Consider the following 14,905-nt stretch of genomic DNA (forward strand, 5'->3'; position numbering starts at 1 on the left):
CTTCCGCCCGGCCGCCGCCCGGCCCGCATAGGGTCGACACATGGCGTACGACGTGGGAGTGGACAGCGAGGTCGGGCGACTGCGGACGGTGATGCTGCACCGGCCGGGCGCGGAGCTCAAGCGGCTCACCCCGCGCAACAACGACCGCCTGCTGTTCGACGGGATTCCGTGGGTGGCGCACGCGCAGGAGGAGCACGACGCCTTCGCGCAGGCGCTGCGCGACCGTGACGTCGAGGTGCTCTACCTGACCGACCTGCTCACCGAGACGCTCGCCGACCCCGAGGCGCGGCGGGTGGCGATCGAGGGCACCCTGACCGGCCGCGACGGGCTCGACCTGGGCGACGCGCTCCGCGGCCACCTGCGCGGATTCCTCGACGACGCCACCCCCGAGGAGCTGACCGGCCACCTGACCGCCGGGATCCGCAACGACGAGGTCCGGTCCACGGTGCCCGGGTCGCTGGTGACCACGATGATGCCGGCCGACTGGTTCGCGATCGACCCGCTGCCGAACCTGCTCTTCACCCGGGACTCCTCGATCTGGCTGGCCGACCGGGTCGCGGTGACCTCGCTGGCGATGCCGGCGCGCAAGCGCGAGACGCAGCTGACCGACCTGATCTACCGGTTCCACCCCCGGTTCGCCGGCGAGACGCGCGTCCACGGCCACGGCCTGGAGCACGTCGAGGGCGGCGACGTGCTGCTCCTGGCCCCCGGCGTGGTCGCGGTGGGGGTGGGCGAGCGGACCACGCCCGCCGGCGCGGAGCGGCTGGCCCGCCACCTGTTCGAGGACGGCCTGGCGCAGAGCGTGCTGGTGGTCCCGATCGCCCAGGAACGGGCCACGATGCACCTGGACACCGTGTGCACGATGGTCGACACCGACAAGATCCTGATGTACCCCAACGTGGCGGACACGCTGACGGCGTACACCCTGACGGCCGACGAGCCCGCCGACGACGGCACGGTGCGGCTGCGGATCTCCGAGGCCGAGCCGTTCCTGCGCGCCGCGGCGACGGCGATGCGGATCGACGCCCTGCACCACCTCGACACCGGTCTGGACCCGGTCACCGCGGAGCGCGAGCAGTGGGACGACGGCAACAACACCCTCGCCCTGGCCCCTCGCCTGGCGGTCGCCTACGAGCGCAACGACGGCACCAACGCACGCCTCGAGGCGGCGGGGATCGAGGTGGTCCGGATCGCCGGCTCCGAGCTCGGCTCCGGCCGCGGCGGCCCGCGCTGCATGAGCTGCCCGATCCTGCGGGACTCGCTGGCCTGATCCGGCTCGTCCCCCGGGCGTGACCCGGACCCCCGGACGTCCGTTGAACAGGGTGTCATCGTCGACGCGCGTCCGCGCCGACGGGCGGATCGGACCCCGGAGGGACCCATGACCACGTTCTTCGAGCACTTCACGCCGAAGGAGATCGCGCGGATCAGCGGCGCAGGTCGGCGGGTGAAGCTCCCGCAGGGCTGGTCGCCGATCTGGGAGGACACCCCGGCCGACAAGGCCTACATCATCCTCGACGGCACCGCCTCGGTGCGCCGCGACGGCGCCGAGATCGCCCAGCTCGGCCCCGGCGACATCGTCGGCGAGGCCGCGATCGTCGGCAACAAGCTGCGCAACGCCAGCGTGGTCGCGCTGACCCCGCTGGAGACGATCCACCTCACCGACGAGACGCTGCGCGAGCTCGACGCCGACTGGCCGTCGTTCCACGACGCGCTGGTCGCCGTGGCGCAGTCGCGCGCCTGATCCGCGACCGGGGCGCGGCGCGAGCGCAGCCGGTGGTTGAGGTGCGAGCGGAGCGAGCCTCGAAACCACCGCTCCCCTGACGGGGTGCGGTGCCCTGGCTTCGAGGCTCCTCGCTACGCTCGTCGCGCCTCGACCAGCCCCAGGTCAGCGGATGGTGACCTGGCGGTTCGCCAGGCCGCTGCGCGCGGAGCGCTCCTCCTGGGTCAGCTCGGCGTCGTCGGCGAGCGCCGCGTCCAGCTTCTCCTTGAACGCCACGGCGGCCTCCTCGAGCGGCTCCGGGCCGGTGCCGACGGGCAGGTCCCAGACGGGGGCCAGCAGTCCGTGGGCGCGGAACATGCCGACCAGGCGCGCGTCCGGGACGATCACGTCGTCGCCCTTCACGTGCAACCGCGCCAGGGCGGTGAGCAGGGCGTCCTCGGGCTCCGGCATCACCCAGCGCAGGTGCTCCTTGGCACCCATCCGGGTCCAGTACGCCGCCGTGACACCGGTCAGGCGAGCGGTCGGCGCGGCGGCGCCGTCGGCCTGCTCCAGGGCGGCGGCCAGCTCGCTGGACTCGTCCATGTCCTCGACCCAGAACTCGAAGCCCTCGCGCACCGAGACCTCCAACGGGCCGTCGACGACGACGTCCTGCAGGCGCGGGCCCGGCGCCGGCGCCTCGGTCAGGCCGATCACGCCCGGCTCGGCGTCCAGCGCCTTGAGCAGCACCGCGGCCAGGTCGCGGGCCGGGTCGCCGAAGCCGTGCTGGACCTGCAGGCCCAGCCAGATCTCGCCGCTGTCGCGGACCATCGCCGGCGCCGCCATCGGCAGCAGCGTGCAGAGCTTGACGGTGCGGCCGCCGTACTCCTCGGTCAGGGTGAGGGGCGCCGTCGCCGCCGGCACCAGCTCGCGCAGCGCGACGATGTCGCACTCCGACGCGAACCCCTCGAACGGTCGCTTGACGAAGACCTGGCCGCCGCCGGGGGCGCCATGACAGGCCTTGTACCGCTTGCCCGAGCCGCACGGGCACGGCTGGCGCGGCCCGACCTCACCCGGAGCGGTGGCGGTCGACCCGGAGGCGGACCGAGAGGACGATCCGGAGGACTTGGAGCGGGAACGCTTGGCCATGGACGCCAACCTACTTCCCGGCCCGGTCCCGCCGGTCGAGCAGGTCGAGCATGTGGCCCGGGCGGTCGGTGATCACGGCCTTCGCCCCGGCGTCCAGGCACAGCTGCAGGTCCGCCTCCGAGTTCACCACCCACACGTGCAGCTCGCGGCCGGTACGCCGCATGCTCGCCACCACCTTGGGGTGCTCCTGGAGCAGGTTGATCCCGGGGCCCAGCTGCCAGTCGGGGCCCACCAGCCGGCGCAGCATCGGCCAGTAGTTCGGCTTGTCGACCAGCTGCACGAGCTGCACCTCGGGCGCCAGCCGCTCCACGCGCTGCAGCGCGGTGAAGGAGAAGCTCATCACCCGCACCGGCGCCCCCGCCCGGGTCCAGCCGAAGTCGCTCAGCACCTCGACCAGGCGTCGCTCGACGAGTCCGCCGTACCGGGTCGGGTGCTTGGTCTCGATCGCCACCTCGACCGGCCGGTCGTAGTCGGCGACCGTCTCCAGCAGCCGGCGCAGCGTGAGCACGCTGTCCATCGAGTGGTCGCGCTCGGGCGCCTCGTCGTCGAGCTCGGCCCACGGGTTCTTCCACGCGGCGAAGTCGAGCTCGGAGAGGTCGGCCAGCTCCATCGTCGAGACGATCCCCCGACCGCCGCCGGTCCGGCGCAGCGTCCGGTCGTGCACGCAGACCAGGTGGCCGTCGGCGGTGAGCCGAACGTCGCACTCGAGTGCTTCGGCCCCGGCGTCCAGGGCGGCGACATAGGCCCCGAGGGTGTGCTCGGCCAACTCGTGACTGGCGCCCCGATGGGCGACGACCTGGGGCCGCATGGCCCGATTGTGTCAGCCCGGGACCCGGGCCACGGCATCGCGGTGGCGGTCCGGACACCCCGGCCCCCGGGGTCGGACCAGGGGTGACTCAGGGCGGGCCCGGATGGGCCGTGGGGGTGCGACCGGGCACGCTGGTGACATGAGCAACCCGTACTCCACCCCCGATCCCGACGACGCCCCGGCCGAGGCCCCCCACACCGAGGCCCCCCACGCCGAGGCCCCGACCAACCAGGCCCCGCCGACCCACCAGGCGCCCCCGCCGCCGTACACCCCGCCCTACACCCCGCCGAGCTACGGGGAGGCCCCTGCCGGCGGCGGGCCGAAGCGACTGACCCGCAGCAGCAGCGACAAGATGATCGCCGGCGTCTGCGGGGGCGCGGCCGCCTACCTCGACATCGATGCCACGCTGGTCCGGCTGCTGATGGTCGCCGCGGCGGTCTTCACCGGCGGCGCGGCGATCCTGGTCTACCTCGCCGGCTGGATCCTGATGCCGCAGGACTGAGCGGCCATCGTCCCGGGCCGCCTACCCTGGGCCCGTGACCGACCCGGCCGACGACCCGGCCGACGACCCGGCCGACGACCCGCGCACGGACGCCGTGGTCGCCGCCCTGCGCGCCGCCGGTTGTGTGTTCGCCGAGGAGGAGGCCGCGCACCTGCGCGAGGCCGCCGCCGGCGACCCCGACCGGCTCGCGACGCTGCTGGCCCGACGCGCCGCGGGCGAGCCCCTCGAGCACCTGGTCGGGTGGGTGGACTTCGACGGCCACCGACTGACGCTCGACCCGGGGGTCTTCATCCCCCGCAGCCGCTCGGTGTGGCTGGTCGAGCTGGCGGCGGCGGCGCTGCCGTCCTCGGGTGGGACGCTGGTCGACGTGGGCTGCGGGAGCGGCGCGTTGGCCGTGGCCGTGGCCGCACGCCGGCCGTCCACCCGCTTGTACGCCGTCGACAGCGACCCCATCGCCGTGGCCTGCGCCCGCCGGAACCTCTCCCGGCTGAGCACCCCCTCGGCCGTCCACCTGGGCGACCTCCTCACCCCGCTGCCAGCGACGCTGCGCGGCGCCGTGGACGTGGTGGTGGCCAACATGCCGTACGTGCCGACCACGGCGCGGTCGCTGATGCCTGCCGAGTCGCGCGACCACGAGCCGCGTGGCGCCACCGACGGGGGCGCCGACGGGCTCGACCTGATCCGGCGGGTGGCCGCAGCGGCCCCGGCCTGGCTACGGCCCGGTGGTGCGCTGCTGGTGGAGACCGGTGCGCCGCACACGGGACAGGCGGGGGCGGCGGCCGCGGCGCTCCGCGATGCGGGACTCACGGCCACCGTCCACCATCAGCCCGACCGGGGCGCGACGGCGGTGCGCGGCCTCCGCTGACCGGCACTCTGTCCCAGTGCCGGTCAGGGGCAACCTCCGAGGCCGACGGTCCATCCCCACAGCTGGACCCGAGCGACCTCCCCGGCCGGCGACCATCGTCCCACCCGGCACAGCGGTCCAGACGGTTGTTCCGGACCGGCCGCATGAGTGGAACAACCGTCGGGGGTCTGGGCGATGATGGCGGTGTGCCTCGCCCACCGTTGGAGATCGATGACCGGACCCCGCTCGACGGGGCCCAGATCGACCTCCCGGCCCGCATCGGCTGGCTGCTGCGCAGCTGGCGGACCCACCGCGGGATCAGCCTGCGCGAGCTCCAGACGCGGCTCGCGGACCTGGGCACGTCCACCTCGGTCACCGCCCTGTCGCGGGTCGAGGTCAGCGGCGAGCGCAACAGCACCCTGATCGAGGGGTACGAGCGCGGGCTCGGCCTGCCGCACGGCGCGCTGCGCGCACCGATCGACGTGCTGTGTCGGACCTACGACTACCGGCCCGCCGATGTCGCGCCACTGATCCCGTCGACCTCGCTGGAGACCTTCTCGACGATCTGCGGCGCCGTCGACGGTCCCGGCGCCCGGCCCACCGGTCGCGACTGGATGCGGTTCGCCGAGGCGCACACCGACGGCGTCTTCGGGCTGCCGCGCCGCGAGATGGAACCGGTCGTCGCCCGGCTGGCCCAGGAGCTGGGTCGGTCGGTCGGCACCGGCTACCAGCAGCGGTACGACGCCCTGGCGCGGCTCCGCTGCGGCCGCTACGGCGACGTGGTCTTCGACGTCGTCGCCGCCGCGATCGCCGTACCGGGTGCCCAGCGACTGCCGGACCTGATGAGCGCCGTGTGCGAGCGGCCCTCGACACAGGTGCTCGACTGGTGCGCCGGCCTCCTGGACGACCCCTGCCACCTGATCGCCCGTGCGGCGTGCCTGGGTCTGCAGAACCTGCGGTTCGTCGGCGGCCTCGACGCCGAGGAGTGGGCCGACGTGGCGCCCCGGGTCGCCGCCGCCGCCGACCTGATCGACACCGACCCCTCACGTGGCGTGACCCTCAGCAGCATGCTCGCGGCGTCCCACCCCGCGTTGCGGGCGGCGGTGCCGCCGACGGTCAGGGCCTCGCTGCCGGACCCGCCGCGGCCACCGCGGTGGACCAGGAACCGCCTGAACGTCCACTACAGCGCGGCCGCCGCCCTGGCCGCCGAGGTCGCGGACTCCCTGCCCGGCGAGACCATGCTGACCCGGCTGGTGTTCGAGGCGCTGTACGACTTCCGGGCGGCCCACGCGGTCACCTCGAGCTACCTGATCGCGGCATCGCCGTTCGCCCCGGCGTTCGTCGCGGCGCTCGGCCGGATGGCCGCCGCGGACCTCGACCCGCTCACCCGGAGCCGACTGCGGGACACCTTCGGCAACCTGATGTACCCCACCGACGACCTGGACAGCCAGCCCCTGCTCGCCTCGGAGGACCCGCACCTCGTCGACGTGGGCCTGCGCATCGACGCGCTGGCGGGTCGCGCCCCGGCCACGCCGGAGCTGCGCGCGCTGCTGGCCGAGCGGATCACCGAGGAGAACGCGCTGCTGGCCGCCGGGATGGCCGAGCACCCGCTGCTCGCCGAGCTGGCCGCGGACCCCGGGGCCGACCCCCGGATCCGCGAGGCGGCCGGGTGGTGGCGCGCGACCGGTGGGCGGATCGTGGATCCCGCCGCCTGAGCAGCGCGGCGCGAGGCCTCCGGCACACTCCCCCGACTCCCGATCAGGCCATCCGCGGGAACCTCCGCGGCGGGCCTGGGTCATCATGTGCGCATGCCTCGCCCCCCGCTGGAGATCGATGACCGGACCCCGCTCGACGGGTCCCGGATCGACCTCCCCGCCCGCATCGGCTGGCTGCTGCGCGTGTGGCGGATCCATCGTGGACTCAGCCTCCGCGAGCTCCAGGCCCGGATGGCCGACCTGGGCACCTCCACCTCGGTCACCGCGCTCTCGCGGGTCGAGGTCAGCGGCGAGCGCAACAGCACCCTGATCGAGGGCTACGAGCGCGGGCTGGGCCTGCCCTACGGCGCGCTGCGGGCGCCGATCGACATCCTGTGCCGGACCTACGAGTACCGGCCCGTCGACGTCGCGCCGCTGCCGGCGCCGACGTCGCTGGACGCCTTCTCGACGGTCTGTGCCGCCGTACTCGACCCCGACGCGCGCCCGACCGGGTCGGACTGGATGCGGTTCGCCGAGGCGCACACCGACGGCACGTTCGGGCTGCCCCACCAGCAGATGGCGCCCGTCGTCGAACGGCTCGCCTCCGAGCTGGCGCGCGCGGGTGGCGTCAGCTACCAGCAGCGGTACGACGCGCTGGCCAGGCTGCGCTGCGGTCGGTACGCCGACGTGGTGTTCGAGGTCGCCTCCGCCAGCGTCGACCGGCCCGGCGCGCAGCGACTCGCCGGCGTGGTCTGTGCCGTGTGCGAGCGCCCCTCGGTCGAGGTGCTGGACTGGGCCGCCGAGCGGCTCGACTCCCCCTGCTACCTGATCGCCCGCGCCGCCTGCCTCGGCCTGCAGAACCTGCGCTACGTCGGCGGGATCGACGAGCGGCAGTGGGCCGCGGTCGCGCCTCGGTTCGTGGCCGCCGCCGGCCTGGCGGCGGCGGACCCGCAGCGCGGCGCCGTGCTGAGCAGCACCCTCGCTGCGTCCCACCCGGCGCTGCGCGGCGCCGTACCGCCGGAGGTGCGACAGCTCCTGCCGCAGCCCAGCCGGCCGCCGCACTGGACCCGCACCCGCCTCAACGCCCACTACACCGCCGCCGGCGAGCTCGCTGCCGAGGTCGCCGCCGGCCGACCGGGCGAGACCCTGCTGACCAGGCTGCTCTTCGAGGCGCTCTACGACTTCCGGGCCGCCCACGCGGCCACCTCGAGCTTCCTCATCGCCGCCTCGCCGTTCGCGTCCGCGACGGTCGACGCGGCGGCACGGCTGGCGGGCACCGAGGTCGACGACCTCACCAGGTCACGCCTGCGCGACCTGTTCGGCAACCTGATGTCGTCGACCGACGGACCCGCGGTCCAGGCGCTGCTCGCCTCGACGGATCCGCACCGGGTCGGCTTCGGGCTGCGGGTCGTCGCCATGGCCGGCCAGGCACCGTCCGGGCCCCGCGTGCGGGAGCTCCTCGACTCCGACGTCACCCGCGAGGACGCGATGCTCGCGGCCGGGCTCGCCCAGCACCCGGTCCTCCGCGAGCTGGCCGAGGACCCCGACGTCGCCGCGGAGGTCCGCGAGGCGGCCGACTGGTGGCTCCGCACCGGCGGGCGGATCGTGGACCCGGCCGCCTGACCCGGGCCAGGTGAGACCGGACCCGGTCGACGGTGGTTGCGCTCCCCGAGCCGCGGCCGCGACGATGGGCGTCCGGTGACGAATCGCACGGTTCGGAGGTTGTGCTCCGCTGACCTCCTCGATGGAGGGCGGCGTGAGTGGCGAGGAGCTGACGGACCGGCGGCCCATGCTCGACGCCCCCCGGGCGGCGGGCGCGGTGGCCTGCGTGCTGGCGCTGGTCGCCTACGTACGGTGGTTCGGGATGCCGAAGCAGTCGGTCGAGGTGGTCGGCTGGCTCTGGATGGCCACCATCGCCTGGGACGTACGGCGGCCGCTGCGCGATCACCTGGCCTTCCTGCGTGACTGGTGGCCGCCGTTCGCGGTGCTGGTCGTCTACCTCTACAGCCGCGGGCTCTCGGACGACCTGGGGCTCTTCGACGTGCACGTCACCGAGCCGATCGACGCCGACCGCTGGCTCTTCGGCGGCGTCCTGCCGACCGAGTACCTCCAGGCCCACCTGTGCGGGGTGCCGTGCGAGCGGTCGTCACCCCCGGCCTGGTACGACGTGGCGCTGACCACCGTCTACAACACCCACTTCTTCGCCGCGCTCGTGGTCGCGGGGTACCTGTGGAAGCGCGACCGCCCCGAGTGGATCCGCTACATGCGCCGCTACCTCTCGGTGATCACGGTCGGTGTGACGATCTACGTGCTCTACCCGATGGCGCCGCCGTGGATGGCCTCCCGCGACGGCTACCTGACCGACGACATCGCCCGGATCACCGGGCGCGGCTGGTTCGACCTGAGCACCGGAGGCGGGGGCGCGCACCAGCGGGTGTCGGCGGTCGGCAACCAGGTGGCGGCGATGCCGTCCCTGCACGCCGCGCTGTCGATCCTCGTCGCCTGGTACGTCGTCACCCGCCTCACCGGCGGCTGGCGCTGGCTGCTGCTGCTCTACCCGGTCGCGATGTCCTTCATGCTGGTCTACTACGCCGAGCACTACGTGGTCGACGTGATCGCCGGAGCGCTGCTGGTGGCGCTGGTGATGGCGTTCTGGGCGGCGTGGGAGGCTCGACGCGGCGCGCCGGAAGCCGTGGGGTCGGGGTCACCGGTCCACCGGTGACCCGGTGTCACGCCTGGGACCGCAGGTAGCGGCCGAAGTGCGGCACCGTGAACGCGATCCGTCCCCGTTCGCCGGAGTAGATCAGGCCCTTCTTGAGCAGGTTGTCCCTGGCCGGGGAGAGCGACTGGGGCTTCTTGCCCAGCACCACCGCGACGTCGGAGGTGGCCACCGAGCCCACCGGGTCGTCGGCCTCCTCGCCGGCGGCATCGGCCATCGCCCGCAGGTAGTCCCGCTCGCCGGGGGTCGCGCGCTCGTACCGGGAGCCGAAGAAGCCGACCGCCAGCTCGCGCTCGGCCTCGGGCGCGGCGACCGCGACGTCGTCGGCGGTGATCGGCGAGCGCGGGGCCAGGTCCCACACCGTCTTGCCGTAGGCTTGGATGAAGTACGGGTAGCCGCCGGTCGCCTCGTACATCGCCGCCAGCGCGTCCTGGGTGAAGCAGGCGTCCTCGTCCTCGGCCGGTGCGCTCAGCGCGCGGTCGGCCGCCTCCCGGGAGAGCCGGTCGATCCGCTGGTAGGAGAAGAGGCGCTCGGAGTAGGACTTGCTGGCGCTCAGCACGGCCGGGAGGTGCGGCAGGCCGGCGCCGACCACGATCACCGGCAGCCCGTTCTGGCTCAGCTCGTGGCAGGCGGCGCAGAGCGCTGAGATGTCGTCGGGGCCGAGGTCCTGCATCTCGTCGATGAAGACCGCGACGCCCTTGCCGACGTCCGCGGCCAGGCCGCCGACGTCGGTGAGCAGCTCGACCAGGTCGATCTCGATGTCGCCGGAGTCGGCGCGGCCGCGTACCGCGGCGACGTCGATGCCGGGGCTCCACCGGTCCTTGAGCCTGGCGTCGGCCCCGGCCTCGCGGTGCACGAAGGAGCGGATCACGCCGAGCACGTGGTCGGCCTCGTCGGCCTCCGGGTGGCCGAGCTCGCGCACCGCCTGGTGCAGGGCCGAGGAGAGCGGACGACGCAGCGACTGGTCGGGGCGGGCCTCCAGCTTGCCCGTCCCCCAGCCCTTGCGGACCGCGGCCGAGCGCAGCGCGTTGAGCAGCACCGTCTTGCCGACGCCGCGCAGCCCGGTCAGCACCAGGCTCCGCTCGGGGCGGCCGCGGGCGACCCGCTCCAGCACCACGTCGAAGGCGGCGAGCTGCTCGTCACGGCCCGCCAGCTCGGGCGGCCGCTGGCCGGCGCCCGGCGCGTAAGGGTTCCGGATCGGGTCCACGATCGGACGGTATCGAGATGTCTAGGAGATTCCTTAGAGATCGATAGCGTGTCGCATCGACCGATCGAGAGGCGCGATCCCGCGCCCTGCGTCCCACCCGTTGCCTAGGCTGGCCGGGTGCCCGAGCTACCCGAGGTGGAGGCGCTGGCCCAGGACCTGTCCGGCCGGCTCTCCGGCCGTGCGATCACCAAGGTCCACGTCCCCCAGTTCAGCGCGCTGAAGACCTACGACCCGCCACTCTCGGCGCTCGAGGGCGCGCTCGTGGACGGCGTACGGCGGCACGGGAAGTTCCTCGACATCGAGGCCGGCGGCCTGCACCTCGTCCTCCACCTGGCGCGGGCGGGCTGGGTGCGATGGAAGGACGAGGTGCCGGCGCTGCCGCCGAAGCCGAGCACCAAGTCGACGCTCGCCGTGCGGGTGGTGCTCTCCCCGGGTCCGGACGACGCGGGCGACGCGACGCCGGGGCTCGACGTCACCGAGGCGGGCACCAAGAAGTCGTTGGCCTGCTACCTGGTCCGCGACCCGCACGACGTGCCGGGGATCGCCTCGCTCGGCCCCGACCCGCTGGCCGAGACGTTCACCCGCGAGGCGCTGGCCGAGATCCTCACCGCCGAGGGACGCAAGCAGCTCAAGGGCGTCCTGCGCCACCAGGGCACCATCGCCGGGATCGGCAACGCCTACTCCGACGAGATCCTGCACGCGGCGCGGATGAGCCCGTTCAAGCCGGCCGACGGGCTCTCCGACGACGAGCTGAGCACTCTCTACGAGGCGGTCCGGAGCACGCTGGGCGACGCCGTCGAGCGCTCCCGCGGGCTGGCCGCCAGCGAGCTGAAGGCCGAGAAGAAGTCGCACCTCGCGGTCCACGGGCGGACCGGGCAGCAGTGCCCGGTCTGCGGCGACGTGGTCCGCGAGGTGTCCTTCGCCGACTCCAGCCTGCAGTACTGCGCGACCTGTCAGACGGGCGGCAAGCCGCTCGCGGACCGGCGGATGAGCAGGCTGCTCAAGTAGCTCACCAGCCGGCGTGCTCGGCGAGCGAGACGACCAGGCCGCCGAGCATGAACGCGACGAGCACGGCGACCAGGGCGCCGGTGGAGAAGGCGGGGATCCAGCGCCGCCAGCCCTCGGACGCGGCGTCCGCGCCGTGGTAGCCGTGCGTCAGCGCATGCCCCTTGCCCCGGCCGAGCAGGTAGAGGTTGACCGGGTACGCCGCCACGAACGCCACCGCCAGCGCGAGCGCCATGCTCAGCCAGAAGACGGCGTTGACCAGGCCGGCGTCCATCGCGCCGGGGATCACCGCCATCACCGCGTTGTCGACCAGCTCCATCGTCGCGATGGACAGCGTGTCGGCAGCCAGCACCACGCTGAGCGCGGCCGCGACGCCCAGGCCGGCCTTGAGCAGCGGCAGGGTGGAGAGCGTGTAGCCGAACAGGAACGCGAGCCCCACCGAGAGCGCGATCGTCCAGCCGTTCGCGAGGCCGACCGCCGTGCCGATCGTCAGGCCCATGATCTCGCCGATGGCGCACCCGGTGAGGCAGTGCAGGGTGGCGGAGGCCGCCATCCGCGGCGTGGCCGCGTGCTCGTCGTGGCCCTGGTGAGCGTCGTGGCCCTGGTGACCTTCGTGGCCCTGGTGGCCCTGGTGGTGCGCGTGACCGGTGTGCTGCTGGTGCGTTGCTTCCATGATCGCCGCCCTGGTCGTCGGAGTGCTGGGGTACACCCCCCAACATATACCCCCCGGGGGTATATTCCCATTGGGTCGGGAATGTTCGACATCACCCAGTGTGGTGAATGCTGGGCGGCACGCCCACCGCTCAGAGAGGCCTGCCATGAACGTCCCCACCGTCGCCATCGACGGCGTCCCCGACCCGCTGCCCGCGGGCCTCGCGATCCTCGACGTGCGCGAGCACCACGAGTGGGCCGCCGGGCACATCGAGGGCGCGCTGCACATCCCGCTGATGGAGCTGCCCGCGCGGGTCGGCGAGGTCGCCGCGATCGAGGCGGTGCAGACGCTCGTGGTCTGCAAGGTCGGCGGGCGCAGCGCGCAGGCGACCGCCTACCTCGCCCAGCAGGGCTACGAGGTCGTCAACCTCGCCGGCGGGATGCTCGACTGGCAGGCGGCGGGGCGGCCGATGGTCGCCGACGGCGATGCGGCGCCGTACGTCGGCTGACGCCGGACCAGCCGGTCAGTCCGCGCAGGCCTCGGCCTGGTAGACGTTGTAGGCGTTGATCTTGTCCTGCTGCTCGGCGGTCAGGTCGATCCCGAACGGGTCGGCGCCGTCGAGGTCGGCCGAGTTGTCGACCTTCTCCAGGCCCTCGGCGGTGATCCGCGCGACCGCGTCGTTCAGGATCACGAAGCCCTCCCGCGCGTCGGCCGGGATGTCGGCCGGCGTGCCCAGCTCCTCCAGCTCCGCGACGTAGGCGTGCAGGGCGTCGGCCATGCCGGCGTAGTCACCGTCGGCCACCTCGGTCATCCACGACGAGTCGTTCGCCAGCTCGCAGAACCTCTCCAGCGGCGCGTCCGTGGGCGCGTCCTGGGCGGAGGTCCCCTCGCCCGCGCCTCCCGTCTCGCCGTCGCCGCCGCAGGCCGCCAACGGGCCGATCAGCCCGCCGAGCAGTACGACGGCAGCGGCGGTGCCGCGGAACGGGCGGGTGTGACGGGTCATGCATGGGGTCCTTTCGGGAGGGCGCGGCGAGCCTAGCCAGCGCCGGCACCGCTGGGCGCCTCCCACACCGGCTGGGGCACGTCGAGCAGCGCCGGCAACTGGGCGAGATAGGTCGCCCGGGTCCGCTCGATCACCCCCAGGGTGGCGAGGTGCTCGGTCGACCACTGCACGTCGATCAGCCGCCGTCCGGCCGCACCGGCCGCGTCCGCCCGGAGCACCTCGACCAGGCCGACCAGCGCCACCTTCGAGGCGTCCCGCTCGCGGTGGAACATCGACTCACCGGCGAACAGCCCGCCCACGGAGATCCCGTACAGCCCACCGACCAGGTGGCCGTCACGCCACACCTCCACCGAGTGCGCCCAGCCGAGGCGGTGCAGGTCGCCGTACGCCCTCTTGATCCGGCCGTCGATCCAGCCGTGCGGACGACGCGGGTCGGCGCAGCCCTCGACCACCGCGTCGAACGCGGTGTCGACGGTGATCTCGAAGTCGCGGCGGCTGCGCCGCAGCGACCGGGAGACGTGCAGCCGGTCCAGCGGCAGCACCCCGCGACGTGCCGGGCTCCACCACCCGATGGTGCGCCGGTCCTCGGGCATCGGGAACAGGCCGGACCGGTAGGCGGCAAGGATCGTCCCCGGCTCCAGGTCCGCGCCGACGGCGATCAGGTCGCCCTCGTCCTCGGGCAGCCCGGCCAGCTCCTCGGCCGTGGGCAGCACCCAACGACTCGGGGGCGGCTCGACCGGCGGGGTGGACACCCTCCGCACGCTAGTACGCCGGAGCCGGCGGGCCGCGCGAGCCCGTTGGCGTCGGCTGGTTGGATGGGCACATGGCCAACGCGTGGACGAGGGGAGCAGCCGCCGGTGCCGCGCGCCAGCTGGCGCCCCGGGCGCCGGCGCTGATGCCCGGGCTGACCGAGACGTTCGTCCGGGAGGCGCTCCACCGTGCGATCCACGGCATCGGGCCGCTCAAGCCCGCCGCCGAGGCCGCCGAGGAGCAGCTGCGCGAGCAGCGCGGGGACCGCGACAAGGCGATCCGCGAGGTCATCGAGAACAACGTGATGCACGCCAGCATCGAGGGCTTCGTGACCAACCTGGGCGGCCTGGTCGCCGCAGCGGTCACCGCTCCGGCCAACATCGCCGCGGTGACGGTGATCCAGTCCCGGATGGTCGCCGGCATCGCGCACCTGCGCGGCTACGACCTGGCCGACCCGCGCGTCGGCAACGCGATCACGGTGACGCTGCTCGGCGAGGACACCGTGGAGACCCTGCTGAGGGCGCGCCGGATCCCCGCGACGCCGATGGCGATCGCCACCGCCCCCGTCGTCGACCCGGAGATGGACCGGCTCGTCTCCGGCGTGCTCGCCGGCGAGCTGATCTCCCGGGTGGTCGGCAAGCGGGTCTTCACCACTGTCGGCCGCAAGATCCCGCTGCTCGGCGGCGGGGTCGGCATGGTCACCGACGGCGCGACCACCTGGAAGGTCGGGCGGTACGCCGCCAAGGAGCTGCGCGCCCGTCCGCCCCACGCCCGAGCCGGGGCTTAGGCACCCCCGAGCCGGGGATCAGGCACCCCCGAGCCGGGAGTTCGGTACCAGTGGGCGCGAGGACCGGCTCGAGGGGGCGCAAGGACCGG

Annotated in this window: 16 protein-coding genes; 10 read left to right on the forward strand and 6 right to left on the reverse strand. The window is 73.9% G+C overall.

Annotation, left to right across the window (positions count from 1 at the left end; genetic code table 11):
- Positions 1-40: 40 nt before the first annotated feature.
- A complete protein-coding gene (locus E8D34_RS17250; RefSeq protein ID WP_136595901.1) occupies positions 41-1,270 on the forward strand; it encodes an arginine deiminase in 1,230 nt (409 codons plus the stop codon).
- 108 nt (positions 1,271-1,378) lie between these two features.
- Positions 1,379-1,741: a cyclic nucleotide-binding domain-containing protein gene (locus E8D34_RS17255; protein WP_136595902.1), complete on the forward strand. Its 363-nt coding sequence runs from the start codon at positions 1,379-1,381 to the stop codon at positions 1,739-1,741.
- Positions 1,742-1,885: 144 nt separating this feature from the next.
- Here E8D34_RS17255 and E8D34_RS17260 read toward each other — a convergent pair whose 3' ends face one another.
- Both E8D34_RS17260 and E8D34_RS17265 read right to left on the reverse strand, forming a co-directional pair.
- The gene (locus E8D34_RS17260) at positions 1,886-2,845 is read right to left on the reverse strand and encodes a DUF5926 family protein (RefSeq protein WP_136595903.1); all 960 of its coding nucleotides are present in this window, start codon (positions 2,843-2,845) and stop codon (positions 1,886-1,888) included.
- A 10-nt stretch (positions 2,846-2,855) separates the two neighbouring features.
- On the reverse strand, positions 2,856-3,653 hold the full coding sequence (locus tag E8D34_RS17265; RefSeq protein ID WP_136595904.1) for a glycerophosphodiester phosphodiesterase family protein: 798 nt from the start codon (positions 3,651-3,653) through the stop codon (positions 2,856-2,858).
- Between the two features lie 139 nt (positions 3,654-3,792).
- Between E8D34_RS17265 and E8D34_RS21115 the strand changes: the two genes are divergently transcribed.
- From E8D34_RS21115 to E8D34_RS17290, 5 genes are all read left to right on the forward strand, one after another.
- Positions 3,793-4,155, forward strand: coding sequence for a PspC domain-containing protein (locus E8D34_RS21115; RefSeq protein WP_206056776.1), 363 nt, complete (start codon positions 3,793-3,795; stop codon positions 4,153-4,155).
- A gap of 34 nt (positions 4,156-4,189) precedes the next feature.
- A complete protein-coding gene (locus E8D34_RS17275) occupies positions 4,190-5,020 on the forward strand; it encodes a putative protein N(5)-glutamine methyltransferase (protein WP_136595905.1) in 831 nt (276 codons plus the stop codon).
- Between the two features lie 185 nt (positions 5,021-5,205).
- A complete protein-coding gene (locus E8D34_RS17280) occupies positions 5,206-6,714 on the forward strand; it encodes a hypothetical protein (RefSeq protein WP_136595906.1) in 1,509 nt (502 codons plus the stop codon).
- A 93-nt stretch (positions 6,715-6,807) separates the two neighbouring features.
- Positions 6,808-8,316 (forward strand): hypothetical protein, encoded by a 1,509-nt coding sequence (locus E8D34_RS17285; RefSeq protein ID WP_136595907.1) that lies wholly within the window; start codon positions 6,808-6,810, stop codon positions 8,314-8,316.
- 133 nt (positions 8,317-8,449) lie between these two features.
- Positions 8,450-9,415: a phosphatase PAP2 family protein gene (locus E8D34_RS17290; RefSeq protein WP_168929496.1), complete on the forward strand. Its 966-nt coding sequence runs from the start codon at positions 8,450-8,452 to the stop codon at positions 9,413-9,415.
- A 7-nt stretch (positions 9,416-9,422) separates the two neighbouring features.
- Here E8D34_RS17290 and E8D34_RS17295 read toward each other — a convergent pair whose 3' ends face one another.
- Positions 9,423-10,619, reverse strand: a complete 1,197-nt coding sequence (locus E8D34_RS17295; protein ID WP_136595909.1) for an ATP-binding protein — start codon at positions 10,617-10,619, stop codon at positions 9,423-9,425.
- Positions 10,620-10,736: 117 nt separating this feature from the next.
- On the opposite strand from E8D34_RS17295, the gene E8D34_RS17300 reads away from it, so the two are divergent.
- Positions 10,737-11,627, forward strand: coding sequence for a DNA-formamidopyrimidine glycosylase family protein (locus E8D34_RS17300; protein ID WP_136595910.1), 891 nt, complete (start codon positions 10,737-10,739; stop codon positions 11,625-11,627).
- 1 nt (position 11,628) lies between these two features.
- Here the strand turns inward: E8D34_RS17300 and E8D34_RS17305 are convergent, their stop codons facing one another.
- Complete coding sequence (locus E8D34_RS17305; protein WP_240771426.1) at positions 11,629-12,297, reverse strand: DUF4396 domain-containing protein; 669 nt, start codon at positions 12,295-12,297, stop codon at positions 11,629-11,631.
- 145 nt (positions 12,298-12,442) lie between these two features.
- Between E8D34_RS17305 and E8D34_RS17310 the strand changes: the two genes are divergently transcribed.
- A complete protein-coding gene (locus E8D34_RS17310; protein ID WP_136595911.1) occupies positions 12,443-12,784 on the forward strand; it encodes a rhodanese-like domain-containing protein in 342 nt (113 codons plus the stop codon).
- 15 nt (positions 12,785-12,799) lie between these two features.
- Here E8D34_RS17310 and E8D34_RS17315 read toward each other — a convergent pair whose 3' ends face one another.
- Together E8D34_RS17315 and aat are read right to left on the reverse strand one after the other, a co-directional pair.
- The gene (locus E8D34_RS17315; RefSeq protein WP_136595912.1) at positions 12,800-13,279 is read right to left on the reverse strand and encodes a hypothetical protein; all 480 of its coding nucleotides are present in this window, start codon (positions 13,277-13,279) and stop codon (positions 12,800-12,802) included.
- A gap of 32 nt (positions 13,280-13,311) precedes the next feature.
- Positions 13,312-13,992, reverse strand: coding sequence for a leucyl/phenylalanyl-tRNA--protein transferase (aat, locus tag E8D34_RS17320; protein ID WP_168929499.1), 681 nt, complete (start codon positions 13,990-13,992; stop codon positions 13,312-13,314).
- 110 nt (positions 13,993-14,102) lie between these two features.
- Between aat and E8D34_RS17325 the strand changes: the two genes are divergently transcribed.
- Entirely contained in the window at positions 14,103-14,816 is a 714-nt protein-coding gene (locus E8D34_RS17325) for a hypothetical protein (RefSeq protein ID WP_136595914.1), read from the forward strand.
- Positions 14,817-14,905: the final 89 nt, after the last annotated feature.

It is taken from the genome of Nocardioides sp. GY 10113, assembly GCF_004919105.1.
Classification (GTDB): Bacteria; Actinomycetota; Actinomycetes; order Propionibacteriales; family Nocardioidaceae; genus Nocardioides.